Below are 25,961 nucleotides of genomic sequence, written 5' to 3'. Positions count from 1 at the left end.
GACTACGACCATGACCGATCTGAACAAACCTGCCTCCAACGGCGCTTCCGCCGATTCCGCCGTCCTCTCCTGCCGCGGCCTGGGCAAGACTTTTACGCAGGGCAGCTACAAGGTGCAGGTGCTGGCCGGCATCGACATCGACGTCCACCGCGGCGAGCGCGTGGCCATCGTCGGCGCCTCCGGCTCGGGCAAATCGACCCTGCTGCACCTGCTGGGCGGGCTCGATACGCCCACCAGCGGCAAGGTGACCCTGCTGGGCAAGGACTTTGCCACCCTCAGCGAAAAGGCGCGCGGCGATTTGCGCAACGCCTCGTTGGGTTTCGTCTACCAGTTCCACCACCTGCTGCCCGAGTTTTCGGCGCTCGACAACGTCGCCATGCCGCTGATGATACGGCGCATGAAGCGCGCGCCCGCCACCGAGCTGGCGCAGCAGATTCTCACGCGCGTGAACCTGGCCAAAAGAGTCACGCACACGCCGGGCGAATTGTCGGGCGGCGAGCGCCAGCGTGTGGCCCTGGCCCGCGCCCTCGTCACGCAGCCGGCCTGCGTGCTGGCCGATGAACCGACGGGCAACCTCGATCACGCCACGGCCGAACAGATTTTCGACCTGATGCTGGAACTGTCGCGCACCCTGGGCACGGCCTTCGTCATCGTTACCCACGATATCGAACTGGCCAGGCGCTGCGACCGCGTGCTGCGCCTGACGGACGAAGGGCTGCAGCCTTATCAATACTGAGCAATACTAAGGAACCGCCATGCTGTGGATCGACACGCATTGCCACCTGGACGCGCACGAATTCGGCGGCGAATCGCTGCAGGTGGCGGCGCGGGCGCGGCAGCAGGGCGTGGGCATGATCGTCATCCCCGCCGTCGAACGGGCCAATTTCGCCATCGTGCGGGGCCTGGCGGCAGCGGCGCCCAACGCCTGTTATGCGCTCGGTATCCACCCGATCTACGTGCCGCATGCCACCGAGGACGACTTGATCGCCCTGCGCGAAGCCGTGGCGCTGGCCATGGCTGACCCGAATTTTGTGGCCATCGGCGAGATCGGCCTCGATTTCTTTATCCCCATGCTGTGCGAACCGGCCATGCGCGCCAAGCAGGAGCATTTTTTGCGCGAGCAGCTGAAAATCGCCCGCGACTTCGATTTGCCCGTGCTCACGCATGTGCGCCGCTCGCAGGACATCGTCCTCAAGCACGCGCGCCAGATTCGCCCGAACGGCGGCATCGCCCACGCCTTCAACGGCAGCTTCCAGCAGGCGCAGGGCTATATAGCCCTCGGTTTCAAGCTCGGTTTCGGCGGCGCCATGACGTTTACGCGCGCCTTGCAGATACGCCGCATGGCGAGCGAACTGCCTTTGGACGCCATCGTACTGGAGACGGACGCGCCCGATATTTCGCCCAGCTGGATCCACCCGGGCCGCAACAGCCCCGAAGAATTGCCCCGCATCGGCGCCGTGCTGGCCGAATTGCGCGGCCTGGAACTTGCCGAGTTGGCGGCGCAAACCAGCGCCAACGCGCGCGCCGTGCTGCCCCGATTACCCTTGATGGAATGAGACCATGAACAAGAAAATGCTTGCGGGCGCCCTGGCGGCCTGCCTTTCCGGCGCGTTTGCGCCCGCCATGGCGGCGGCCGGCGCCCAGTGCGACGGCATGCCGCGCCTCGACGTCACCACGCCGGCCGGCTTTTGCGTAGCCGTGCTGGCCGACGGCCTGAAATTTCCCCGCGGCGTGCTGCCGCTGACGAATGGCGACATCCTCGTCACGGACATGGCCGGATGGGCGCCGAAGCAGGGTAAATTGTGGCTGCTGCAGCGCAAGGCAGCCGGCGGCGGCTACGAACGCAAGCTGCTGCTCGACAAACTTGATCGCCCGAACGGCATCGTGCAGGGACCGGACGGCCTGGTCTACGTGGGCGAGGTGGGGCGCATCTTCCGCTTCGACCTGCGCGATCCCGCCCGCGCCATCACCGACGTGATCGGCGGCACGGCCAAGACGCCGCGCCTGCCGGGCCTGGGCTTGCACCTGCTGACGAACATGCGTTTCAGCCCCAAGGGCGACCTGTATGTGAACGTCGGTTCGAGCACCGACCATTGCGAGAACGACGGCAAGGCGCCCGATCCGGCCAAGGCTTGTCCTTCGGCGGAAGGCCCGGAAGCACTGGGCGCCATCCGCGAATACAAGATGGCCTGGCCGGCCGGCACGGTGACGAGCTGGCGCACGCATGCGCGCGGCTTGCGCAATTCGATGGCGCTGGCCTTCCATCCGGCGACGGGCGAGCTGTGGCAGGCGGAAAACGCGCGCGACGCCATCCAGGCGGCCATGCCGCAGCTCAAAAGCGACGAGAACCTGCCGCATGAAGAACTGAACCTGGTCAAGGCCGACCAGCATTACGGCTGGCCGTACTGCTACGATGACAATGTCGCCAGTCCCGAATATCCGAAGACGGCTTGCGCCGCCCAATACGCGGCGCCGCAGCGCCTGCTGCCCGGCCACGCCGCGCCGCTGGGCATGACGTTTTACACGGCCAGCCGCTTCCCGGAGCTGTACAAGAACAGCCTGATCATCGGCTACCACGGCTACCGCAGCAACGGCCACCGCCTGGTGGCCCTGCTGCCCGACAAGGTCGGTGCGCCGCTGGGCAAGTCCGTCGAGTTGATCAGCAACTGGGAGCGCAAGGGCAAGCAGGGCAGGGGCGCGCCCGTCGACGTGAAGCAGGGGCAGGATGGCGATATCTACATGGCTGATGATCATAACGGGCTGGTGCTCAAGCTGCATTACGCGGCTGCCAAGCCGTAGATCAGATTAGCGCGGCGGCGCCGCGCGTAATCCGACGCCATCGCAACCGACTCGACCTACGCTTGACCTCGCTCAATGCGGGGCTCGCATATCCTCCTACAATCGGCCTGATATTCCCTATCGACAAGGGGCAGCGGGAGGCTGACGTGAAACCTGCATTCATCAAGCTGCGCGAAAACTACTCGAGCGTGGCGGCCGTCGACCAGGCCGCCCTGTTCCGCGAAATCGGCTGGGAAGACTTGATCGGCAAGGACAGCTTTGCCAACACCTGCGCCATCCGCGTCAGCCTGGCCCTGATCAAGGCCGGCATCCAGCTGAAAGGCCGCATGGCGATACGCAAGGGGGCATTCAAGGGCGCGCTGATCGAACCGGGGCAGGCCAAGCTGTCGCACATGCTGGCCAGCCCTTCGATGTTTGGCGCGCCCGAAAAATTTACCAGAGATGACGCCATGGAAGGCATCGGCCAGCGCCAGGGTGTCGTCGCCTTCTTCCGCATTCCCGGTTACCTGGGCGGCGCGGGCGGGCATATCGACATCCTGCTGCCCTCCATCGGCGTGAAGATCTGCGGCACCGAATGCTACTGGGATTGCGGCGAGGTCTGGTTCTGGCCACTCCGTTGACGTTTACCTGAATTTCTTCGAGCGCCCCCGTGACGCCGCATTGTGCGCACGCAGGATGGAGTCGACCCGTTCCGAGGCATCGCGCGACAGGTTTTGCGCGACCGCGATATCGGGGAAGAATTCGGGCAGGCGGTAGCTGAGCCAGGCATACGCGGAATAGTAGCGGCAAGTGTCTTCCACCTGCTGCAGATTCTGCGTGCCGCCGCCGTACGCGTGCTGGCGCAAGGTGCTCGTTTTTCCCTGCGACAGATTCTTCGCCCAGTGCTCCCACGCCGTCTGCAGCGAGGGCACCTTGCTCGATATCGGCACCAGCGACAAAGTAAATTTGTCGGCCACGGACAGGGGAAGGGTGTCGAGCCAGACGGCGCGCTCCTTCTGGTCTTCCGTGATGCGCGGGAAGAAGAAGCCGTCCGGCACGTCGATATTGTGGATGAAGCGGCGCAGCAGTTTACTGAGCGACAGTTCGCCCGTCACCGACGAAATGCGGTGCAGGTGTTCCAGCGAGGGCGCCACGGCGAAGCCGCTGGTATTGAGCGGGTGCAGCTTTTCCTTCAGCAGGGCGCGCATCACTTCATGCGTCTCGTTGTCGTAGCCGGCCACGAGTCCCTCTTCATGCACGCCGTAGCGGCCCGCGCGTCCGGCGATCTGGCGCGCCAGCGCGGCCGAAATCTCTTCCTCTTCGCGGCCATTGTATTTGACGCAGGTGGTCATGACGATGCGCGCGATCGGCATGTTCAGGCCCATCGCCAGGGCGTCCGTGCCGACGACGATATCGGCCGTGCCGTCGCGGAAGCGCTGCGCCTGCGCGCGCCGCACTTCGGGCGACAGGTTGCCGTAGACGGTGGCCACCGACAATCCCGTTTCCGTGATCATGTCGCGCCACATCAGCACTTCGCGGCGCGAAAAGGCGATGACGGCGTCGCCGCGGCGCAGGTTGCGCACCTTGCGCACGGCGCTCGGCTCCATCGACAGGGGCGCCATGCGTTTCAATACATGTACTTCCAGGGGGCAGTCGAGGCGTTCGGCCAGCGCCTCGATGGCGCGCCGCGCTTCCGGCGCACCCACCAGGTAGACGGTGTGGGCGGGCGCGCCGCAGACGGCCGCCGTCCACGCGGCGCCCCGGTCCGGATCGGCCAGCATCTGGATTTCATCGATGACGGCCACTTCGACGACGGTTTTTGTGTCCAGCATTTCCACCGTGCTGGCCACGTGCGTGGCGCCGTCGACCACGCGGCGCTCCTCGCCCGTGATCAGGCTCACGGCCAGCGGCTTGCCATGCGGCGCGGCTTCCTGCAGGCGTTCGTAGTTTTCCAGGGCCAGCAAGCGCAATGGCGCGAGATAAATGCCGCTCTTTGCCTTCACCAGCGCTTCCATGGCGCGGTGCGTCTTGCCGGAATTGGTGGGGCCCAGCAGGGCGATGAAGCGGCGCGGCAGGCGGCGCGCCATCTCGAACGAGGCGGGATACTCGGCCAGGTTGATGCTCTGGCGCGTGCGCGCCGCGTGCTGCTCTTCCTGCTGGCGCTCGATGGCGTGGTTGAAGCGCTGGCGGATGCGGTCGAACACCATGCCGGCCGGCTCGGACGTTTGCATGTCGGCCAAGGTGTGCAGGAAGACCATCGGGTCCGTCTCCACGTCCTCGCTCAGGCCCGCGATATCGGCGACGAAATCGATCACGTGCTGGCGCAGCTCCTCGAAGACGGCCGCGCTGGCCCGTTCGCGCACCAGGGCCAGCTTGGTCTCGCGGTCCATCTTGCGCCACTTGGCCGGCCGCGCCAGCACGCCCTGCGCCGGCACCAGCGCATACGGCACGCGCAAGCCGCCCGCCTTGACCTCGCCGGAAAAGCGCACGAAGACGCGGCCTTCCATCTTGACCAGGCGGATATGCTCGGTCAGCTCCCCCAGTTCCGCGACCAGGGTGGCGTCGTTATTGTCTTCGGTGCTGTCGGAAAGGTCGGTGGAAGTGTCGGGAGGAAGTGCGGAGGAAGTCATGTCGTGCCTGGGTGTTGAAGTAAGCGAGGCCGATTATACCGCGCGCAGGGCAAGGATTTTTCCCCGGCGCACGGTGCGGCCGCCGCACGAGGGCTGAGCTGTAAAGCGATGATTCCTTGAGGCGGATAAGCAACTGGCAACCATGGAGAACGGCGCTTCCAGCTGGTTGCAAATCACCTTGCTTTGCGCGTATCGGGATTTTCTGCTGTATTTTTATTCGCCTGGAATTTCCATGAATGTCTTTTTATTAACTTTGTTATATTTTTGAATTTAACGTTAAAATTTCAATTGTCGTGGCGTCGATAATAATAAAGAGTATGTTTTTATGGATATCCATGGTGATTATATTCGTATCGTGTCTGTATTTTTCATTGTGTGAGGAATTGGGCAGTGGCATGAAATGAATTGAATTATCTTGACAATTAATAATGGTGGGCTGATCATGGTCTTCAGATTTCGCGAGAAGATTTTGGCATGTTTTTAAAATATCTGAAATTGACGGCGACGTACGGCATTATTCGGGATGCCGCTCTGGTTATCGGCTGGGGCATGTCGCGTTGATATGAACGGTTTTGATTTGACGGTGCGCCAGGATTGGCTGGCGGCCGCAGGATTTTCCATTTCGCGCTGCCGCACACCCAGCGCGCGATGACACCCGACATACCGGTGTATGTGGCCCTGCGCCAGAGGATGGCGCGCGCAGGGATTCATCAGCCATCCGATTTTGGGAGAACTCCATGAATAAAAAGCTCGCTGCATTTCTTTTCGCGTCAGGTCTCGGTTTGGCGGTGACTGCGACGCCAGCCTTTGCCAACTGCTATAGCGCCTGCGCTGCCGAGTGGCGGGCTTGCATCGCTGGCGGTACCTCTCAAGCCGAGTGCGGGGCCGAGCGGTCCGCCTGCCTGCAATCCTGCAATTGACCGAGGAGTACTGCGCGCTGCGGCAGCCACTATCATAGCCTGTTGCCGCTGACGCCAGCAGGTCATGGCGCCCATGGCAGCTCAGGCTGCCCGTGCGCGCACGGCGCGTAGTCCCCAGCCGGTGGCGATCAATCCGTCGCCGGCTTGCAGCGGCGCTGCGGCCTCCAGGAACGCGCCGCGCAGACGCTGCCTGGCGTCATCGTCCAGGCGGTCGATATCGTAGGTGTCGCTCAGGGCGGTCCACAGTTCGCCCGGCGTGGGCGACCAGGGCACGTCGATGTCGTCGAATTCAACGTCCGCAAAACCGGCATTGAGCAGCGCGCGCCAGCCCGCTTCCGATCCCGCGCGCCGGTCGCCAAAGCGCAGCGGCGGCAGCGCGTCGCTGGCGATGGGTTTGAAGACGCGCATGAAAACCTCGTTCACTTCGCCCAGCAAGAAAGTCCGGCCGACGATGGCCGCGAACTGGCCGCCGGGGCGCAGCACGCGGCGCATTTCCCGGACGACTTGTTCGATGTCGTCCATCAGCATCAGCGCCATGTGCGAGACGAGACAATCGACGCTGGCCGATGGCAGGTCCAGCGCCTGGGCGCGTCCCTGCCGCAGCCGCACGGAGGCAGGGAGGGCGGCGCGCGCGGCGGCCAGTTCGGCCTCGCTCATGTCGATGCCGAGCAGTTGCAATTGAGATTGTTGCCTGGCTGCCAGCAAGCCCAGCAGATATCCGTCGCCGCAGGCCAGGTCGAGCACGGTCAAGGGACTTGGGCTAGCCGGCACGAGGTCGCTTAACACGGCATAGGACGAGGCCCAGGTAGCCGTTGAGGAGTGGGCAGGAAGGTCGGCAAACGCGGCGGGCGTCACGCCGACCTGGCGTTGATGGAAGTCCTGCAAATAAGTTTCTGCCGCTGTCACTGGGGTCATGCAAGGTCCGCCAAGTCGTGGCGCCTGGGCGCCGGATGGTCATATTAGCATGGTGAAAGTTTCGCCAATGGTGATGGCGTATGGCATGCCTGAACGATCTTATCCACTGCACCATTGCGCCAGATCAGACGGCAAGGCGTGGAAAGCGATCACAGTAACTGAGCCCCTTTCGAGCCCCTTTCGCAGCGAGCGGATTTGCCTTCCCATGCGCACCCTGATACTCGGCTTTGCCGCTGGCGCCGCCTGCTTGCAGACGCAGGCAGGCTTGCCGCCGCAAGCGGGCGCGCTGCTGTCGGTGATCGCTGGCGCGGCGCTGCTGATGGCGTGGCCGTTGCGCCGACACGCGCACTGGGGCTGCGTGTTTGCGCTTGCCGCTGGCTTGGGACTGGGCTTTTACTGGGCCGCCTGGCTGGCCCAGGCCGCCCTGGCGCCGCAGCTGGCGCTGGCCGACGAGGGACAGGATATCGTCGTCACGGGCACGGTGGCCAGCTTGCCGTACCGCTTCGAGCAGGGTGTGCGCTTCAATTTTGCCGTGGAAAAAACTGTGGGGACAAAGGTGCCGCCCCTGATTGCCCTGTCCTGGTACGCGGGCTTTCGCGATGCAGTGACGAGCGAGGTGGGCGATGTGCAGCCGGGCGAACGCTGGCGCCTGACGGTGCGTCTGCAGCGTCCGCACGGCAACGCGAATCCCATGGGTTTCGACTACGAGGCGTGGCTGCTGGAGCAGGGCGTACGCGCCACCGGTTATGTACGGCCGCAGCCGCGCGCGGACACGCCGAACGTGCGCCTGGCCGCCTTCGTGCCCGGTTTCGGCAACGTGGTCGAGGCCAGCCGCGCGGCCTTGCGTGCGCGCATACTGCGCAGCCTTGACGGAAAACAGTATGCGGGCGTGATCGTGGCGCTGGTGGTGGGCGACCAGCGCGCCATTGCCCAGTCGGACTGGCAGGTGTTCAACCGCACGGGCGTCAGTCATTTGATTTCGATTTCCGGCCTGCACATCACGATGATCGCGGGACTGTTCGCCCTCGGTGCGGGCGCGTTGTGGCGGCGCTCGTTTTTCACGGACCGGCAGCTGCCCTTGCTGCTGCCGGCGCAAAAGGTGGCGGCGCTGGCCGGCGCGCTGGCGGCATTGGTGTATGTGCTGCTGGCCGGCTTCGGCGTGCCTGCGCAGCGCACCTTGTATATGTTGCTGGTCGTGGCGCTGGCCTTGTGGCTGGGGCGCATCACCAGCATCGTCCATATCCTGTGCCTGGCGCTGGGCGTGGTCGTGCTGCTCGATCCCTGGGCCGTGCTGTGGCCCGGTTTCTGGCTGTCGTTCGGCGCCGTCGCCACCATGCTGTACGCGACGGCGGGCCGCACCACGGCGCCCCTGCCGGCCCAGGCCGGGCGCTGGCGCCGCCTGCGCGCGGCCGTGGCGCTCGGTGCGCACACGCAATACGTGGTGACGGTGGGGCTGGTGCCGTTGACGATGCTGCTGTTTTCGCAAGTCTCGCTCGTGTCCCCCGTGGCCAATGCGCTGGCCATACCCGTCATCAGCCTGGTCGTCACGCCCTTGTCGCTGGCGGGCAGCCTGCTGCCTGCGCCGCTGTCCGATGGGTTGCTGCTGCTGGCGCACACCATCGTGCAGATGCTGGCGCAGGTGCTGGACTGGCTGGGCGCGTGCCGCTTCGCCGTCTGGACGGCGCCCGCGCCCCCAATCTGGAGTTTTTGCTGGGCATTGTTCGGCACCGCCTGGCTGCTGGCTCCACGCGGATGGCCGCAGCGCTGGGCCGGCATGCTGGGCTGGCTGCCCCTGCTGACGGCCTTGCCATCGAGCCCGCCAGCTGGCCAGATGTGGGTCACGGCCTTTGATGTGGGACAAGGCATGGCCGTGCTGGTGGAAACGCAAGGCCACCGCCTGCTGTACGACACGGGGCCCGCCTACAGCCTCGATGCCGATGGCGCCAGCCGTGTCATCGTGCCGTATCTGCGCACACGCGGCATCGGCAAGCTTGACGGCGTGATCATTTCCCACAGCGATCTCGATCATGCGGGCGGCGCCGTGTCCCTGCTGGAAAACGTGCAGGTGGGCTGGCTGGCCTCGTCGCTGTTCGATGGCCATCCGGCCGTCGATGCCCGGCGGCAAGCCGGGCGTCCGTATCTGCATTGCGTGGCCGGTCAAAGCTGGACCTGGGAAGGCGTGCACTTTGCCATGCTGCACCCCTTGCCCGCCAGCCACACGGACATCAGCTTGACGCCGAACGCCCGCAGCTGCACCGTGAAAATCTCCGCGGGCAAGCATGCAATCTTGCTGGCCGGCGACATCGAGGCGGCGCAAGAGGCGCAATTGCTGGCGCGCTCGGCAGACGGTGAACTGGCGGCCGACGTACTGCTGGCGCCGCACCACGGCAGCGGCACCTCGTCGACGCCGGCATTTCTGAACGCCGTACATCCGGCCCTGGCGATCTTCCAGGTCGGGCACCGCAACCGCTATAAGCATCCGAAGCCGCAAGTGTATGCGCGCTATGGCGACATGGGCATCGTGCGGCTGCGAACGGATGTGGAGGGAGCGGTGGTGCTGGAGTTGGGGGAAGAGATGGCTGTGACGCGGTACCGGGCCAGCCGGCCGCGCTATTGGCATGAGCAATAAGATGATATGGGGTAGTACGGGGTAATACGGCATCTTCGGATGCCGAACGGGAGGTTTGTTATGTGCGAGGAATGCAATCCCTTCGAGCGCTTGCTGGCGAAAGCCGATGCCGCGTACCAGCGCCTGCGTTTGAGACGGTGGGATAAATGGTTGCGGCATATGGAGGCGATTTCGCCAGCGTTGGCGCAGTCGATTCAGCACACGGGTATCGGCATGGCGAGTGGCGTGTTTACCGGCTTGATTTTATTTGGATTGCAATTTACGAGCGATCAGCTTGTCAATGACATGGCCAAGGCGCTACATCGGAACTTCATTCTGCATTACCAGGATATTCAAGGGCCCCTGTTCAGTCTTGTCCTGTTTCTGGTGGCATGCACCATGCTGCTGGCTGCTGAATGGGGGCATTTTTTAAGGCAGAAAATGCTGGTGCCTGTCATCCATGGCATTTCACATGCGGTGTCCATCAGTACCGGCATGTTATTGTCGCTCGTCTTTTCGGAAGTGCTGACGAAGAGTTTTTGGCCGAATGCCCGTCAATGGTTAGGGAGTCTGCTCGTTATTGCGATGGTCTGGTTCCTCGCCGTGACGATGAACGCGGTCATGTATGTCTGTCGCCACGGCGTGGTGGGGCTATGGCGAAAGAACAGGTGCGTTAGCGAAAACTGTCTTGTCGCGCAAAAAAAGTATGAGGTCCTGCACTTTATTTTTCCACTGATGGGAATTTGCCTCATCTTTTACCTGTGGGGAGACGTCAAGCGGAGCGCCGTGCAGCTGGCGGATGCCGCCAAGGCCAGCAAGGTGGCGGATTGTGCAGTTGCACACTAGCTGTTTTCATATTCGCTTCAGCAGCATGTCAACGGAAGAACTCAATCGAAGAGCATTGATTGTTACATTTAAGCAGGCATTATCTGATCAGCCTGGCCCAGGCCGCCGACATCGACGCCATCACGACCTTGCTGCAAGCCAATTCCCCCTCGCAGGGCGGCAGCCTGACGGGTGAGTTTTCGCGCGACAAGGTGGCCAGCATGGCCGATGGCGCCTCGCCCGTCATCGTGGCGCGGCGCGTGGCGGGCGGGCCTGCCGTGGGGGTGCTGTTCAGCGCGGAAAAAGCCACCGCGCAGGCGCCCGTGGTGCTGGCCATGCTGGCCGCGTATGCGGGAAGTGACAAGGCCTATGTATATGGCCCCGTCCGCATCGCGGACCCGGAGCGGGGGCAGGGCTTGCTGGCGCTGTTGTACTCTGCCATGCGCGCGCGGCATGGGGGGGGCGGAGGCGGTGCTGTTCATCCGGCGCGACAATATCGGCTCGCTGCGCGCGCATGAACGATTGGGCATGCGCGAGGTGGCCGCCTTTGTTTGCGATGGCGCTGACTTTGCCGTGTATAGCGATGTCATCGCCGCAAAATAGATGCTAACTTGCCCGTTCATCGGGTATTTCCAGCCCTCGCCGCCGCACATATTCCAGGAACAGCCGCGCCCCCTTGGCCATCTTCGACGTGCCGTACACGGCATGGATGCTCGGGTCCAGCTCCTTCGATGACGTCAGCCGGTAAGCCGTGCAGACCCGGCGCAGGGTGCCAGCCGCCACGGCCGGTTCCGCCAGCCAGCTGGCCAGGCGCACGATGCCGGCGCCTTCCAGGGCCGCCTGAAAGGTGGCGATGCCGGAAGTGAAGCGGAAGCGCGGCTGCACCTGGTAGCGCACGTTGCGCTCGGTGGAAACGAAATGCCAGTCGCGCAGGATGCGGGGGGCCGAGTGCATGATGACGTCGTGGCCGGCCAGCTCTTCCGGTTCCTCGGGCGCGCCCATGCGTTCTATATACTCGGGCGAGGCGTACATATAGCGGCGGTAATTCCACAGGGGGTAGCCGATCAGCTCGCTGGACTGGGGGAAGGCGCCGCGGATGGCGAAATCGAGCTTTTCCTGGATGGGGTCGATGGATTTGTCCGAGAAATGGATGTCGACGGACACATTCGGATAGTCGCGCGAAAATTGCGCCACCACTTTCGGCAGGAAGCCCAGCGACAAGATTTCCGGCGCCGAGAGGCGCACCCAGCCTTGCGGTGAATTGCTCAGTTCGGCCAGTTGTTCTTCCGCCTCGGCCTGCGTTTCCAGCAAGTGCCTGGCCGACGCGTAATACGTTTCGCCGGCCGTTGTCAGGGTGAACTGCTTTTGCGTGCGCAGGATCAGCTCGGCGCCGATGGCTTCCTCGAGGAACTGGATGGCGCGCGTGACGGCCGATGGCGAGCGTCCCAGCATGCGCGCCGCGTGGATGAAGCTGCGCTTTTCCACCACGGTGCAAAAGGCGCGGATCTCCCACATCAGTTTCATCGACATCGCGTGACTCCCGGCAAAAGAGGCCAGTAGACCGTACGCGGCGCATTCCGTCAAGCGTTACGGCTGATTGCGTTTTGCGCAATTTGAAGTTGCATCCGAAAAAGTGCCTGACGCCTATACTGCCGCTGTCGCCCATTCCCACTTGCCTATCATGCTGACCATCTCGCTGCTGTGTTTATTTGCCTTCTTTGCCGGCCTGATCGATGCCGCCGTGGGCGGGGGCGGGCTGATACAGCTGCCGGCCCTGTTCAACCTGATGCCGAACATGGCTTCGACCTCCTTGCTGGGCACGAATAAGCTGGCGTCGGCCTGCGGCACCACGTTTGCCGCCCGCTCGTTCGTCGGCAAGGTGCACATCCCGTGGCTGCTGGTGCTGCCGGCCGTGGCCAGCGCCTTCGTCATGTCCTTCATCGGCGCGGCCGCCGTGTCCTACGTGCCGCAGCAGGTGGTGCGCCCCATGGTGCTGGTACTGATCATCATCATGGCCATCTACACCTTCATCAAGAAGGATTTCGGCACGACGCGCGAGGCGCGCCCCATCGGCCCGCGCGAACGCCTCCTGGCCATCGTCATCGGCGGCGCCATCGGCTTTTATGACGGCTTGTTCGGGCCGGGCACGGGCAGCTTTTTGATTTTCCTCTTCATCCGCGTCTTCGGCTTCGATTTCATCCTCGCCTCGGCCTGCTCGAAACTGGTGAATATCGCCACCAACGTGGCCGCGCTGGCCTTCTTCATTCCCGCCGGCCACGTGGTCTACGCGGTGGCCGCGCCCATGGCCGTGTGCAATATCCTGGGCGCCTTGACGGGCACCTGGATCGCCGTGCGCCGCGGCGCCGCCTTCGTGCGCATCCTGTTCCTGGTGCTGCTGGTGCTGCTGATCGTGAAGTTGTCCTACGACATCTTCTTCAAGTAAGTCTTTAGACGACGTCAAGCCATGAAAACCATCCGGGGTGTGCTGTGGGACAACGATGGCGTGCTGGTCGCGACCGAACAGCTGTTTTACGAAAGCAACCGCGACTTGCTCTTGCCCTACGGCATAGACCTGACGCCGAAGCAATTCTTTGACTGGTTCCTCGACAATAACTACGGCGCCTGGCATCTGCTGCTGGGGCAGGGCCATGCCATCGAGCTGGTCGAGCGCCTGCGGGCTGAGCGCACCGTGCTGTTTAGCGAACGGCTGCGCCAGGCGCGCCAGCTGGCCATCCCCGGCGTCAAACAGGTGCTGGCGGCGCTGCGCCCGCACGTGGCCATGGGTGTGGTGACGAGCGCCTACGAAGAGCATTTCCGGATCAGCCATGCGGCCACGGGTTTGCTGCCTCACTTCGACTTCGTGCTGACGCGCGAAATGTATGGGGAAAGCAAGCCGGCGCCCGACGGCTACCAGCTGGGTTTGCAGCGCCTGGGCCTGGCCGCCGCCGACTGCGTGGCCGTGGAGGATTCGCCGCGCGGTTTGCGCGCCGCCAGGGCGGCCGGGCTGGAATGCATCGTCGTGCGCAATCCCATGAACCGCCATCACGCGTTTGACGAGGCTTTTTGCGTCGTCGATTCAAACGCCGAGCTGGGCGAAGTGCTGGCTTCGTTCGTGCCCGGCATGGCGGCGGTACGGGGGCAATTAGAGGCCTTCCTCTGATCCGTCTTGCCGGCATGCCATTACAATTGCCTATCGCATTTAACGGCACAGCCCCACGATGACCCTCCCGCAACTGCACTTTGCCCACGCCAACAGTTATCCTGCCGGCACCTACCGCAAGCTGTTCGGCTTGCTGGGCCAGCACTACACCGTGCAGGCGCTCGACATGCATGCGCACGACCCGGATTACCCGGTCAGCACGGGCTGGCCGGAGCTGGTGCGCGAGTACATCGACGACCTGGAGCGCCGCTACAGCGCGCCCGTCATCCTCGTCGGCCATTCGCTGGGCGGCATGCTCAGCGTGATGGTGGCCAAGCAGCGGCCTGACCTGGTGCGCTGCGTGGTCCTGCTCGATTCGCCCGTGGTGGCGGGCTGGCGCGCCTTGCTGGTGCGCCTGGCGCGCAACACGGCGCTGGGTGAGCGGTTTTCCCCCTCGCGGTTTTCCGCCAAACGGCGCAAGCTGTGGCCCGACGCGCAAGCCGCGTATGAACACTTCGCGGCCAAGGACATGTTCGCCATCTGGGCGCCGCAAGTCTTGCGCGATTACATCGACAGCGGCCTGGCTCCCCATCCGGACGGGGTGCAGCTGCGCTTTACGCGCGAAGTGGAAACACAGGTCTACCGCAGCTTGCCCCACCATATCGGCGGCCTCGTCAAGGATGGTTTGCCGGTGCCCATCGGCTTTATTGGCGGCACGGAATCGGTGGAATGCCGGCAAGCGGGCTTGACGGCCACGCGCAAGCTGGTCGGCAAGTTTTTCCGCCAGGTGCCCGGCGGCCATCTGTTTCCCATGGAAAACCCGGAACTGACGGCGCAAGTGGTGCGCGAGATGATCACGGCATTGCTGGCGAAACAATAGCCTTACGCCAAGGATTTTCAGGGGATGGGGGCCAACAGCGGCGGATTTTCGCGTAAAATCCTGCCATTCGGGCCGCGCCTGCACCTGGCGCGCCGCCCCAGCCATTCGATATTCTAGAAAGATACTGCTGCGATGACGATTAAAAGCGATAAATGGATACGCCGCATGGCGGAAACAACGGGCATGATCGAGCCGTTCGAACCTGGCCAGGTCAAGGAACGCGACGGCAACCGCATCGTTTCCTACGGCACCTCCAGCTATGGCTATGACATCCGCTGCGCCGACGAATTCAAATTATTCACCAACATTAACACCACCATCGTCGACCCGAAGGATTTTGACGCGAATAACTTCGTCGATGTGTCCGGCAAGGGCTATTGCATCATTCCGCCGAACTCGTTCGCGCTGGCCCGTACCGTGGAATATTTCCGCATTCCCCGCAACGTCTTGACGATTTGCCTCGGCAAGAGCACGTATGCGCGCTGCGGCATCATTGTCAACGTCACCCCGTTCGAACCGGAATGGGAAGGTTATGTGACCCTGGAGTTTTCGAATACGACGCCGTTGCCGGCGAAAATCTACGCCAATGAAGGCGTGGCGCAGGTGCTGTTTTTCGAATCCGACGAAGTGTGCGAAACGTCGTACAAGGACCGCGGCGGCAAGTACCAGGGCCAGGTGGGCGTGACCCTGCCAAAAACCTGATGATTGCCTGAACGGGCAGGGCGCCAGTCCTGCCAGGTTGTTTCCTCAGATTTGTTTCAGCAGCCACGCCTTCAGCGCCGTTGACGGCTGGTACAGGGGGACATGGCCGCGCAGCAAGATTTGCGCGCTGCGCCGGTAGGCCGCGCCGTCGATGGCGATGTTGCCCGTTGCCCCGTTCTGGCGCGCCACGATGGTGGTGTCCAGGATGCCGGCCGGGTTGGCCAGGCCCAGTGCAATCTCTGTTTCCGCTTGCTTGACTGGCGGCACGCCGCGCGCCAGTGCATGCGCCACCGTGCCCGGTATCAGACAAGCGGCCGCCAGGCAGCAGCCGCCCGAGACGGCCAGCGAAGCGTGTCCCGTTTGCGGCGTAAAGTAACGCACCGCAATATTTCCCTCTCCTGCGGCCGGCCCCACGATGCAGAACTTGGGGATGGTTTCGCTGCGTTCCAGCTCTTCCAGGGTCATCAACCCGCCATCGCGCTTGCGCAAGCCCATCAGCAGTCCCGCCGCGCTCCACACCTGGCGGATCGCCTGCATGAACGCGGTATCCGCTTCCAGTTCCGCGATCGACTCATGCGCCGTCTTGCCGAACTGGCTCGCTGGCGCGATGACCATGGGCACGGCCACATCCACGCACGAGACCGCATAACCGTGCACCACATCCTGCGCATTACCTGTTGGCAATAATTTGCCCGTCTTGGCGCCCGCCGGCTGCCGCAGGAACAGGTCCACGCGGGGAAAGTTGCCGGTCACGCCAGGAATGCTGGCGGCCGTAAAACTGCCATCGAGTTCGCGCGCCATGCGCGAGGTAGTAATGACGCCCGTGTTGGTGTTGTGGATATCGATATCGTGCGCGCCGATGGCCAGCGCTTCGATCACGCCGCTGTCCAGTCCCCACAGTTGCAGCGCGGACGACATATTGCCGCAGTTCACGCTCCAGTCGATATCGCCGTGCTCGCCAGCCAGCTGGGCCAGGGTGCTGACCAGGCGCGGCTGGCCCGCATGCTGTTCCACCCCGGCGAGGAAGACTTTATTGCTGGTGGGCGCGCCCCGTCCCAGGCCCGTGATTTGCCGGTTGCCCGGCTGCCGGCCGGACTGGGGCACGCCCATCAGGTGGCGCAGCAATTCCTCGCGCAGCGTTTGTTCGGCCGGCACGGAGGCTGCATGCAAGACCAGGCCCGTCGACGTGCCGCCACGCATGTGGTGGACGGGAAACTCGATCACGCCGCAGCGTTGGCGGGGCACGAGGTCGGGCAGGGCGGGCAGCAGGGGCGTCATCATCATGGATCGTGGTCAAGGCAGGAAGCGCCAGTGTGCCAGTTTTTCTTGCTGGCGTGCAATCGGATGGTGCGCGCGGCGTCTTTACATGGCTTTACCCGCCTTTACACTTGCCGCCCTGTATTCAATACCTTGCACGTCGATAATAAGGTATTGAATAATCAGGGAGGCAATATGGTGGCGGCAATCGGTTCCGGCGGCGCGGTCGGTACAGTCGGCGCGGCCGGCAGTGGCGGTGCGGGCAGCAGTGCGCAGATCGCGGCGCTGCAAAAGCAGATCACGGCGGCGCAAAAACAGTTGACGCAGTCGCAGAAGGGCGAGCAGACGGATGCGTCGCAAAAGCTGCAGCAGCAGCTGGCGCAGCAAATTCAGGCCTTGCAGGCACAAATTGCTCAGTTGCAAGCGGCGGCCGCGCAGCAGGCGGCGCAACAGGATACGCAGACGGCCAGCAGCGGCGGCACGGCGACCGGTCCCGCGAAGTCCGCCTCTTCCACGCTGGGCAGCATCATCGATACGCAGGCGTAAGCAGGTTGCCGGCAATCCATATGGACAGGCTCGCTGGCGGGTCAGCCTGGAGTTTTGACAGGCAACAACATTTCCACGCATAGTCCGCCACCGCTGCGCAAGCTGGCCCCGATGCGGCCGCCGTGGGCCTTAATGACGTGCTGGGCGATAGCCAGGCCCAGGCCGTGTCCATCCGTGCTGTGCTGGGTATTACTGGCGCGGAAGAACGGTTCAAAAATGCGGGCAAGATCCGCGCCAGCCACGCCGGGGCCCCGGTCCAGCACGGCGATGCGCAGCCCCTCAGTCATGCGCGACAGTTCCACCTCCACCGTGCCGCCATCGGGGCTGTGCTTGACGGCGTTGCGCACCACGTTTTCCACGGCGCGCGCCAGCAGTTCGGGCCGGCCCGTGACCGCGGCGTCGGCGCTGGCCGCGTCGCCCGACAGGGCGATGTCCACCTGGCGCGCCTTCGCTTCGTAGCGGGCGTCTTCCAGAATGTCGTGCAGCAGTTCGGCAATGTCGACGTCTTCGCTGAGCGGGGAGCCGGCACCGGCTTCCAGCCGCGACAGGGTCAGCAGCTCGCCGATCAGCTTGTCCATGCGTTCGCTTTCGCGTTCGATGCGCTGCATCGAGGCGTCCATCTTGTCCGGTTGCTGGTGCGCCAGCCCGATGGCGGCCTGCAGGCGCGCCAGCGGCGAGCGCAACTCGTGCGAGACGTCATGCAGCAGACGCGTCTGGCTCTCCATGAGTTGGCGCAAACGCCCCGTCATGCGGTCGAAATCGCGGCCCAGGTCCGTCAATTCATCGCCGCGCTTGCCGCTGGCGTGAAAACGCGGCGCCAGGTCGCCGTGCGAGGCGGCCTCGAACGCTTGCCGCAGGTCGCGGATGGGGCGCGCAAAATACCAGGCCAGCAAGAAGGAAAACAGCAGGCTGGCGGCGATGGCGGCGCCCAGGGGAATGAAGGTGCGGTAGGGCGTGTCCATTCGCGGGGGCATGCCGCGGCCGAATTCGCCGCGTGGCGGCGGGGGACCCGCTTCATGGGGCCGTGGAGCGGCTCCCATGGCGCGCGGGCCGGTCATGGCGACGGCGTTGAGCGTGTCGCGCGCGGCGCCTGCCTCGGCATTGCGGAAGCGTTCGGACGAGGGCAGGAACAGCAGGTAGCGCTGCTTGTCGCTGCCGACCGTCTCGCGCACGACGGGATGGGCCTGGCCCTGTTCCTGGCCCAGCATGGCGCGCGCCTTGCTCAGCATGGCGGGATGCACCGCGCGGCCCATCAGTTCGTGCCCGCGCGCATCGACGGCAAACACGCGCATGCGCTCGAGCTTGCCCAGGAATTGCCGCAAGGCTTGGCCGCCGCCCGCTTCCAGGGTGGCGCTGGCGGCCTCGATGATCATTTGCGCGGGCGGACTGGTGTCGATGTCGAGGGCCCGCTCCTGCTGCGCCGCCCGGTTTTTCAGCCAGAAGGTGCCGCCGATGCCGATGGTGGCCGTCACTTGCGCCAGCATGATGCACAGAAAAAACTTCCAGAACAGACGGCCCACGCTTACTCCTTGAGCAGCTGGTAGCCGAGACGGTACACGGTCTGCAGGCAGGAACGGCCGTCGGCCAGGCTGCCGAGCTTGCGGCGCAGGCTGCTCAAGTGCACGTCGATATTGCGGTCGAAGCGGGCCATGGGCCGTCCCAGGCCCAGTTCCGACAATTGATTCTTGCTTACGGGCTTGCCCGCATGGCGCACCAGCACTTCCAGCAGGTTAAATTCCGTGCTCGTCAGCTCCAGGTGCGCGCCGGCCCAGGCAACGCGGCGCTGTTCTGGCCACATCGTCAGTTGCCCCACGGTGAGCGGCGCCAGACCCGAGCTGTCGTGCGGCGCCGCTTGCGCGCGGCGCAGGATGGCGCGGATGCGCGCCGTCAGCTCGCGCGGCGTACACGGTTTTGTTACGTAATCGTCGGCACCCAGCTCCAGGCCCACGATGCGGTCCGTATCGTCGCCGCGCGCCGTCAGCATCAGGATGGGCAGGTTGCTGCCGGCGCGGATGCGGCGCAGGGTTTCCAGGCCATTCATGCGCGGCATCATGACGTCGAGGATGGCGATGGCGTACAGGCCCGTCAGCGCCTCGGCCGCGCCGCTTTCGCCGTCATGCACGGCGCGGGCGTCGAAACCTTCCTGCGTCAGGTATTCCTGGAACATGCCGACCAATTCCACGTCGTCATCGATTAACAAAACCTTGCTCATGCCTGTGCTTTTTTCGGGTGAATATCGCCCGATGATAGCAGTCAACTGGCGCGGCTCAGGGCCCTTTTACCCGCTTTTACATACGTCCGCTTACATTTGCGCAGCTTCCTTTACACGCTTTTACGCGGCCCTGACGCCGCTTTACACGCCAGACGCCGACAATCAGGGCTGACCTCCACGAAAGGAACGCCCGATGAAATACTTGAGTATCGTTGTATCCCTGTTGCTGCTGTGCGCATGCAGCATGCCGCTGTTCGCCCTGGCCCAGCAGTCGTGCGCACCGGACGGCCCGCCGCCGCGCGCCATGGACGGGCCGCCGCCCGGCTTCGTTCCCGGCCCAGGCGTACCGGCCGCGCCAGGCTTGCCGCCATTTCTGCGCGGCATCGACTTGAGCGAAGCGCAGCAGGATAAAATTTTTGCCGCCACCTACGCCCTGGCGCCCCTGCTGCGGGAGCAGGAAAAGATCGCCTTCAAGGCCCACGAGCAGCTGCGCGCGCTGGCTGCATCCAGCGCCTATGACGATGCGCAAGCCAGCGCGCTGGCGAACACGGCGGCGCAAGCCATGGCGAAGATCAGCTTGCAGCATGCGCGGCTGGAGCAGCAATTGCTGGCCGTGCTGACACCGGCACAGCGCCAGCAGGCGCAGCAGCGGCACGATGGCCAGCCCGGCCCGCGCCGCGCCCATTAATCGCCACGGAGAGTCAGCATGTTGCGTCCGGTCAGCGGCGACAGGCGGTCAGGAAGCGGCTTGCAGGCGCTCTCGCAACGGGCCGCGCAGCTTCTGTACCTGTGCGCCAGCCTGAGCCCGGCATTCGCGGGCTTGCCCTACTTGATGGAGTATGTATGGCATTACATGATCGCGGTCTGGCATCCGACCTCGAAATGATGCGGCAGGCGGCCGAGCGGCGGCAAGTCCTGCGCCGGCTGCTGGCCGGCGCAGCCACCTGGCCCCTGATCAGCTGCGGCGGCGGCACGCACGCCAGCAGTATGGCCGCAGGCAGCGCTGCCAGCACGGGCACGTCCGGCAGCGCCGGCACCGTCGCGCTACCGTCCGCGGGCGCCTGCACGGTGATTCCCGAGGAAACGGGCGGGCCGTATCCTGCCGATGGCACGAACACGTATGGCGGCAGCATCATTAACGTGCTGAACCAGTCGGGCGTAGTGCGCAGCGATATCCGCGCCAGTTTTAATGGCGCCACGGGTGTGGCGGCGGGCGTGCCGCTCACCATCCAGCTGCAGTTGCTCAACGCCAGCGGCAGCTGCGCCAGCCTGGCCGGTTACGCCATGTATGTATGGCATTGCGACCGCGACGGCCTGTATTCGTTGTATTCGGGCGGCGTGACAGCGCAAAGTTACCTGCGCGGCGTGCAGGAAACAGATAGCGCTGGCAATCTCAGCTTCACGACCATCTTTCCCGGCTGCTACGCGGGACGCATGCCGCACGTGCACTTTGAGGTCTATCCCAGCCTGGCCAAGGCGGCCTCTGCCTCGAACCGCATCAAGACCTCGCAATTCACGTTTCCACTGGCGACACTGAACGAGGCCTACGCGGCCAGCGGCTACACGGCCAGCGCGCGCAAGCTGGCGCAGATCAGCTATGCCAGCGACAACGTTTTCAGCGACGGCGCCAGCCTGCAGGCGGCCATGGTGACGGGCAATGCCACGCAGGGTTACGTCGCCACGCTGGTGATCGTCGTGAACGGTTAAGTTGTCGTCATGAAACCCAGATCGCGCCGGCTGAAATTGCCGATGTTCGGGAACACCTCGGCCAGCTGGCTGTCGGCCACGCCGAACCACTTGGCCAGCGTGGCGCCATACTGGTCGACGGAAGTGGTCGGCAGCAGGGCGCCGGAACCGACGTCCAGCTCGTGACCCAGGCCCGTGACGGGGAAGGCGCCGTAGATGTCGCGGCCCTTGACGGCGCCGCCCACGACAAAGTGGTGCGCGCCCCAGCCGTGATCCGTGCCATCGCCATTGCTGCTGAAAGTGCGGCCGAAGTCCGACGCCGTAAAGGTCGTCACCTGGCGCCGCAGATCCGCGCCCTGCAGGGCCGCCAGGGCCGTGTCGAAGTATGCGAGCGCATGGGCCAGCCGGGCCATCAGGTCGGCATGCAGCGCCTTTTGCCGGTCATGCGTGTCGAAGCCGCCCAGAGTCACATAAAATACTTGCCGTTTCGCCCCCAGGGTGCCGCGCCCGCCGATGATGCGCGCCACCGTCTGCAATTGCACGGCCAGCGGGTTGACGCCGGACGCGCCCGTGTTCGGATTGATGTAGGGCGGCGGATTGGGCACGCCGCCCCCACCGGCCGCCAGCATGGCGCCGCTGAGGACGCTCTGGCTGGAGATGGCGCGCTCGATCACGGCCACATGTTCCTGCTCCATCAGGTCGCTGCCGGCCGTCGTGATGATTTGGCGCAAGGCCGCCGGTCCCTGCGCCGTGCCGAACAGGCTGCCGCTGAGATTGATATTGCGGATCGGCACCGCACCGGCCTGGCCCACCTGGAACTGGCGCACCTGGCGCCCGCTCAGGAACAGCGCGTTCGATGCAGCGGACATGGCCGTGAACATGGCGTTGCCGTTGCCTGCGCCAAGCAGGTCGCCCAGGCGTCCGCCCCAGCCGATGCTGGCGCCTTCCGGCAAGCCCGATTGCCAGGTCGATTGCTGGTCGTTATGCGAAAACAGCTTGGGCGGCAGGGCCACGCTGCCTGCCTTATATTGCGCCAAGGTGACGGGCTGAATCAGGGTGCCCACATTGGCGACGACGGCGGCGCGACCGTCATCGAACAGGCTTTTCAGCGGACCGAGGGCGGGATGCAGGGCAAAGCTGCGTCCCGCTTGCGCGGTGGCCGGCACGATGGGCAACACGCCGCCGGCTGCGCCGACGGCGGGCAAGTGGATCGAATCATTGCTGCCCGTGTTGCGCAGGCGCTGGTATTCATTCCAGGACGATGTATCGGTTGCCAGCACCGTGTTGAACGCGTCGTTGCCGCCGGCCATGAACAGGCACACGAGCGCCTTGTAGTCATCGGCCGACTGGGCTGCGGCCTGGCCCATGGCTGCCAGGTTGAGGGCGAACGGCGCGGCCGTGCTGCCGGCCAGGCTCAGCATGGAGCCAAGGAAGCGGCGGCGGGAAAAAGGGGGGAGATGGGACATGCGGCTTCCTTATTTCTGGACCAGATATTCAGGCGAGGCCATCGACAGAAAGATGGCCAGGCGTACGCGGTAGGTTCTTGCGAGGTTGACCTGCGCGGCATTGCTGCCGGTGGCGGCCGGAATCGGCACGCTATTGACGGTGGAGAGGATGGTGCCGCGCAGCTTGGTCGACATGTTGCCCGCCAATAGCAGCAGGTCGACGCGGTCGAGCAGGGCTGCCGGCTGGTCGGCCAGGGCCAGCTCGGCCGCATAGTCCGCCTTCACCGAGGCGCTTTCTCCCACGCCGCCGCTGATGGCATCCTGGATGAAGTTCAGATAGCCGGTGACGGACGGTTCCGCTGTGATCTGCATTTCCGGCGCCACCAGGCTGGCGGCCGCTAGCGACGAATTGGGCGGCACATAGCTGGGACGGAAATAATTGAAGACGGATGGCGCATTCATGGGATTCTGGCCGAGGCCCGTGAGCGGATCGCTCAGGTAGTAAATGCGGTATTGCGAGGCTGCATCCTTGGCGTTAAAGGCGCGCATCCAATTACCCAGGCGTACCAGCGGTTCGCGCAATTTCCCCGTGCGCAAGGTCGTGCCGGCCGGGGCCAGCGCCTCCGGATCGAGCAGCACGGCGCGCAGCACCGCCTGCATGTCGCCGCGCACGCCTGCGCCATTGTTGGCAAACGCGGCCGCTACTCGGCCCACATAGGCGGGGCTGGGATTGCTGGTGACGAGCCGCTGGATCAGCTGGCGGCCGAAGAATGGCCCAGTGTTCGGATGATTGAACAGGGTGTCAAGGGCTTGCGCCAGGTCGGCTTCGCCGGTAGTGGCGCCCGAAATACTGACGCCCAAGAAACGTTTTTCACCGGTGGAATGGAAGGCGGTGTAATTTTGCATCGGCTTCCAGTCGCGGTCCGGATCGGCCACGCTGCCAAAGAAACGGTTCGCGGCCTGGTCCGGTCCGGCCCAGCTCCAGCCCGTAAATACTTTCGCCAGGCCGCTCACGTCGTCGCGCGAGTAGGTGTCGATGGGCTTGCCGCCGGACAATTTCAAGCTGCCGTCAGCGTTCAGCTGATACAGGCCGATGGTAAATAACTGCATCACTTCGCGGGCGAAATTCTCATCGGGGGTACGTGTCGCCGATTCCTTCTGATTGCGCAGGTGCGACAGATACAGCCCCATCATCGGATGCGTGGCGACGCCTTGCAGCAAGGTGCGGAAGTTACCGAAAGCATGTTGCCCCAGCATGTCGTAATAGCTGGCGACACCACGCACGTGCGGCCACACGGCTTCGTTTTGCGTGGAAATGACGAAAATTTCCGACAAAGCAAACGCCGTGCGTTGCCGCAACTGGTCGTCGCCGCCTGCGGCCTGCTGCCAGAACGACTCGTAAAAATCCTGCGGCAAGGCTTTGCTGGCCGTCGTGCCCGCCGGTGGAAATTTCGCGTCGAGATATTTGCGATGCAAGGTTTGCGGCCTGGAAAATTGGTACTTGAACCAGGCGTTGCTGTCGCTGGCGGCCAGTGCATCGATGGCCGCCATATTGGGACCGAACGTGGCCCGGCCCAGGAAGCGCGATGCCTGCTGGCGCGTAAAAGTCATCGTCTTCGCGACCGGTGGCGTGATCAGTGGGGGCGGCGGGACGGTTTCCCCGGGAATCGCCGTCTCGCCCGGCGTCACATCCGCGGGCGGTACCGCCGTGATATCGGGTTTCTGTACCGTAGCGGCCGGGCTGTCGCCGCCACCGCCACCGCCGCAGGCGGTGAGCAAACTCAGGAGTGTTACAGCCAGCAAGCGGCGCAAAGTAGGGTGGCTCATTTAGTTTCTTTGTGGCAATCAAAATCTGACCTCGTAATTGTATTGCCTGCCGACTGAAAGTGCGTGCTCAAAAGAATATTTACGTCTTGTCCATTTTTTGATTTGATGGATTTTTAAGCGATTTTGCGTGCTTGTTGGGAGATGTTTGAGGAACTTTATTTTTTACAAATGGGAAAATATTTTTATGCGAACGCCTACTTGTGGTCGATAGGCGACGTAATAAATTGCCTCGAATTAAGCTTGTGCAAACGCTCATGGACAGAGCGAAAACAGCTACGCCGGAAACCATGGTTTTTACGCCATCGGCGAAACGCCGTTCGCCGCTCCCCCGCTGCTTTTCCCTTGTCGTTGCTGGCACGGCCCTTGCGACAACAGGGCATGGACCATCCGCCCGCCTTTTACCGGAGCCTGTCATGACCAGCCGCCTGCTCGCCTATCGTCCCGAAATGGAATTGCCGGAAGCGCCGGGCGTGCTGTCCCGGCAGCACGAAGATGCGCTGGCACTGGCGGCGCAGTTGCTGGAATTGCAGGCGCCGTCCCAGTTCGACGGTTTCCTGGCGCGCCAGTTGGGCGCCACCGCGGCGGGCCAGCAAGTGCGCGGCACGCCGCTGGAAGGGCCGCTGCGCCAGCTGCTGGGCAAGGTGGTGGCGCCCCTGCTGCCCCTGCATGGCGGTTCGCCACAGGCGCTCAAGCGGCGCGCCGCGGGCATCTTCGGCATGGAACTGGAAGGACTGAGTCCGGAAGACAAGGAATTCGAACTGGCGCGCCAGGTCGTGCATCTGATCGATGCCGTCAATACGGCGCTGGCGCAGGACGGCGGCACGGGCGCGCGCGCGCCCAAGGCGCGGGTGGAAGCGGCCCTGTCGCAAGTGGCACGCAGCGTGGCGCCAGGCTTGCTCAGGCAGGCGGCGCAAGCGCCGGGGCCGGACGGTGGCCGCTGGCGCCGCGAGGGCGGGTACATCGTCGTGCTCGATTGTTAGCCGGACGGCGAGTCTGTCCGGCGCGCCGTAGTGTCAACTGAGTGTCAACCGAGGTGTTAACTTACAGGAGCTCATCATGCATGACTTAGATCGTACGACCCTGGAATACGGGCAGGAGATGTCCGGCTTTGAAGCGGAACAGTTCGAGTTTGGCCAGGGCGAGTGGAGCGGCGAGGGCGGCGCAAGCGCCATGTTTTCCGAAGCCGAGGAAATGGAACTGGCGAATGAACTGTTGTCGGTCAGCAATGAAGCCGAACTGGAACAGTTCCTCGGCAATTTCCTGCGCAAGGCCGCCTCGGTGGCGGGCGGCATCATCAAGTCGCCCGTGGGCCAAGCCATCGGCGGCGTGCTCAAGGGCGTAGCGAAAAAGGCGATTCCCCTGGCCGGCGGCGCCATCGGCGGCTATTTCGGCGGTCCGCTGGGCGCCAAGATCGGCAGCGGCCTGGCTTCGGCCGCCGGCAATGCGCTGGGGCTGGAAGCGGAGTCGTCGTCGAATGAAGACCGCGAATTCGAGGGCGCCAAGCAGTTCGTGCGCCTGGCCGCCGACACCGTCAACCGCGCCGCGCAGGCACGCGGTTCGGGCGATCCGCGCGCCATCGCCCAGGCGGCGG

At 64.1% G+C, this 25,961-nt stretch carries 24 protein-coding genes and 1 pseudogene; 16 read left to right on the top strand and 9 right to left on the bottom strand.

From position 1 onward, the window contains the following. Window positions 1–10: 10 nt before the first annotated feature. The 4 genes from lolD to CBW66_RS17965 all read left to right on the top strand — a co-directional run bounded on the left by lolD (window position 11) and on the right by CBW66_RS17965 (window position 3,419). On the top strand, window positions 11–736 hold the full coding sequence (gene lolD / locus CBW66_RS17980; protein WP_076571574.1) for a lipoprotein-releasing ABC transporter ATP-binding protein LolD: 726 nt from the start codon (window positions 11–13) through the stop codon (window positions 734–736). 22 nt (window positions 737–758) lie between these two features. Further along, window positions 759–1,556: a TatD family hydrolase gene (locus CBW66_RS17975; RefSeq protein WP_086139711.1), complete on the top strand. Its 798-nt coding sequence runs from the start codon at window positions 759–761 to the stop codon at window positions 1,554–1,556. Window positions 1,557–1,560: 4 nt separating this feature from the next. Then, entirely contained in the window at window positions 1,561–2,799 is a 1,239-nt protein-coding gene (locus CBW66_RS17970; protein WP_086139676.1) for a sorbosone dehydrogenase family protein, read from the top strand. A gap of 146 nt (window positions 2,800–2,945) precedes the next feature. Beyond that, on the top strand, window positions 2,946–3,419 hold the full coding sequence (locus tag CBW66_RS17965; RefSeq protein ID WP_205701216.1) for a T6SS effector amidase Tae4 family protein: 474 nt from the start codon (window positions 2,946–2,948) through the stop codon (window positions 3,417–3,419). Between the two features lie 3 nt (window positions 3,420–3,422). On the opposite strand, the gene CBW66_RS17960 is transcribed toward CBW66_RS17965, so the two are convergent. Together CBW66_RS17960 and CBW66_RS17955 are read right to left on the bottom strand one after the other, a co-directional pair. After that, window positions 3,423–5,408: a helicase-related protein gene (locus tag CBW66_RS17960; protein ID WP_086139675.1), complete on the bottom strand. Its 1,986-nt coding sequence runs from the start codon at window positions 5,406–5,408 to the stop codon at window positions 3,423–3,425. 1,001 nt (window positions 5,409–6,409) lie between these two features. Beyond that, complete coding sequence (locus tag CBW66_RS17955) at window positions 6,410–7,243, bottom strand: class I SAM-dependent methyltransferase (RefSeq protein WP_086139674.1); 834 nt, start codon at window positions 7,241–7,243, stop codon at window positions 6,410–6,412. A gap of 205 nt (window positions 7,244–7,448) precedes the next feature. Here CBW66_RS17955 and CBW66_RS17950 point away from each other — a divergent pair, with 205 nt between their 5' ends. The 3 genes from CBW66_RS17950 to CBW66_RS17940 are packed head-to-tail and all read left to right on the top strand — an operon-like array spanning window position 7,449 to window position 11,194. Continuing rightward, entirely contained in the window at window positions 7,449–9,872 is a 2,424-nt protein-coding gene (locus CBW66_RS17950) for a DNA internalization-related competence protein ComEC/Rec2 (protein WP_086139673.1), read from the top strand. Between the two features lie 60 nt (window positions 9,873–9,932). Beyond that, window positions 9,933–10,697: a hypothetical protein gene (locus CBW66_RS17945; protein WP_139841730.1), complete on the top strand. Its 765-nt coding sequence runs from the start codon at window positions 9,933–9,935 to the stop codon at window positions 10,695–10,697. A 59-nt stretch (window positions 10,698–10,756) separates the two neighbouring features. Continuing rightward, window positions 10,757–11,194 (top strand): hypothetical protein, encoded by a 438-nt coding sequence (locus tag CBW66_RS17940; protein WP_205701215.1) that lies wholly within the window; start codon window positions 10,757–10,759, stop codon window positions 11,192–11,194. Between the two features lie 88 nt (window positions 11,195–11,282). Here CBW66_RS17940 and CBW66_RS17935 read toward each other — a convergent pair whose 3' ends face one another. Continuing rightward, window positions 11,283–12,206 carry a LysR family transcriptional regulator gene (locus CBW66_RS17935; RefSeq protein ID WP_086139671.1) on the bottom strand — a complete coding sequence of 308 codons (924 nt, stop codon included), beginning with the start codon at window positions 12,204–12,206 and terminating at the stop codon, window positions 11,283–11,285. Window positions 12,207–12,357: 151 nt separating this feature from the next. Here CBW66_RS17935 and CBW66_RS17930 point away from each other — a divergent pair, with 151 nt between their 5' ends. From CBW66_RS17930 to dcd, 4 genes are all read left to right on the top strand, one after another. Beyond that, window positions 12,358–13,119: a TSUP family transporter gene (locus CBW66_RS17930; protein ID WP_086139670.1), complete on the top strand. Its 762-nt coding sequence runs from the start codon at window positions 12,358–12,360 to the stop codon at window positions 13,117–13,119. A 21-nt stretch (window positions 13,120–13,140) separates the two neighbouring features. Beyond that, complete coding sequence (locus CBW66_RS17925; protein ID WP_086139669.1) at window positions 13,141–13,836, top strand: HAD family phosphatase; 696 nt, start codon at window positions 13,141–13,143, stop codon at window positions 13,834–13,836. Window positions 13,837–13,894: 58 nt separating this feature from the next. After that, entirely contained in the window at window positions 13,895–14,695 is an 801-nt protein-coding gene (locus CBW66_RS17920) for an alpha/beta fold hydrolase (RefSeq protein WP_086139668.1), read from the top strand. A gap of 132 nt (window positions 14,696–14,827) precedes the next feature. After that, a complete protein-coding gene (dcd, locus tag CBW66_RS17915; protein WP_034755486.1) occupies window positions 14,828–15,397 on the top strand; it encodes a dCTP deaminase in 570 nt (189 codons plus the stop codon). Window positions 15,398–15,442: 45 nt separating this feature from the next. Here dcd and CBW66_RS17910 read toward each other — a convergent pair whose 3' ends face one another. After that, entirely contained in the window at window positions 15,443–16,681 is a 1,239-nt protein-coding gene (locus tag CBW66_RS17910; protein ID WP_230492292.1) for a PrpF domain-containing protein, read from the bottom strand. 168 nt (window positions 16,682–16,849) lie between these two features. Between CBW66_RS17910 and CBW66_RS29030 the strand changes: the two genes are divergently transcribed. Next, on the top strand, window positions 16,850–17,200 hold the full coding sequence (locus CBW66_RS29030) for a FlxA-like family protein (protein ID WP_170933099.1): 351 nt from the start codon (window positions 16,850–16,852) through the stop codon (window positions 17,198–17,200). 41 nt (window positions 17,201–17,241) lie between these two features. Here CBW66_RS29030 and CBW66_RS17900 read toward each other — a convergent pair whose 3' ends face one another. After that, window positions 17,242–18,720, bottom strand: a complete 1,479-nt coding sequence (locus tag CBW66_RS17900) for a cell wall metabolism sensor histidine kinase WalK (protein ID WP_086139667.1) — start codon at window positions 18,718–18,720, stop codon at window positions 17,242–17,244. Window positions 18,721–18,722: 2 nt separating this feature from the next. Continuing rightward, the gene (locus CBW66_RS17895) at window positions 18,723–19,412 is read right to left on the bottom strand and encodes a response regulator transcription factor (protein WP_086139666.1); all 690 of its coding nucleotides are present in this window, start codon (window positions 19,410–19,412) and stop codon (window positions 18,723–18,725) included. 193 nt (window positions 19,413–19,605) lie between these two features. Here CBW66_RS17895 and CBW66_RS17890 point away from each other — a divergent pair, with 193 nt between their 5' ends. Both CBW66_RS17890 and CBW66_RS17885 read left to right on the top strand, forming a co-directional pair. Next, complete coding sequence (locus CBW66_RS17890) at window positions 19,606–20,100, top strand: Spy/CpxP family protein refolding chaperone (protein WP_086139665.1); 495 nt, start codon at window positions 19,606–19,608, stop codon at window positions 20,098–20,100. A gap of 155 nt (window positions 20,101–20,255) precedes the next feature. After that, entirely contained in the window at window positions 20,256–21,119 is an 864-nt protein-coding gene (locus CBW66_RS17885) for an intradiol ring-cleavage dioxygenase (protein ID WP_086139664.1), read from the top strand. Here the strand turns inward: CBW66_RS17885 and CBW66_RS17880 are convergent. From CBW66_RS17880 to CBW66_RS28590, 3 genes are all read right to left on the bottom strand, one after another. Next, window positions 21,116–22,564 (bottom strand): DUF1501 domain-containing protein, encoded by a 1,449-nt coding sequence (locus CBW66_RS17880; protein WP_086139663.1) that lies wholly within the window; start codon window positions 22,562–22,564, stop codon window positions 21,116–21,118. The genes CBW66_RS17885 and CBW66_RS17880 overlap by 4 nt on opposite strands. 9 nt (window positions 22,565–22,573) lie before the next feature. Then, window positions 22,574–24,370 (bottom strand): DUF1800 family protein, encoded by a 1,797-nt coding sequence (locus CBW66_RS17875; protein ID WP_086139662.1) that lies wholly within the window; start codon window positions 24,368–24,370, stop codon window positions 22,574–22,576. Between the two features lie 79 nt (window positions 24,371–24,449). Continuing rightward, the gene (locus CBW66_RS28590) at window positions 24,450–24,785 is read right to left on the bottom strand and encodes a hypothetical protein (RefSeq protein WP_139841729.1); all 336 of its coding nucleotides are present in this window, start codon (window positions 24,783–24,785) and stop codon (window positions 24,450–24,452) included. On the opposite strand from CBW66_RS28590, the gene CBW66_RS17870 reads away from it, so the two are divergent. Next, entirely contained in the window at window positions 24,784–25,350 is a 567-nt protein-coding gene (locus CBW66_RS17870; protein WP_086139661.1) for a hypothetical protein, read from the top strand. The two genes, CBW66_RS28590 and CBW66_RS17870, sit on opposite strands and share 2 nt — an antisense overlap. Before the next feature lie 76 nt (window positions 25,351–25,426). Then, window positions 25,427–25,961: pseudogene (locus CBW66_RS17865) on the top strand (hypothetical protein); the annotation flags it as partial.

This window comes from Janthinobacterium sp. GW456P (assembly GCF_002127655.1).
Classification (GTDB): Bacteria; Pseudomonadota; Gammaproteobacteria; order Burkholderiales; family Burkholderiaceae_D; genus Janthinobacterium.
This window is presented reverse-complemented; position numbering and strand designations above follow the sequence as displayed.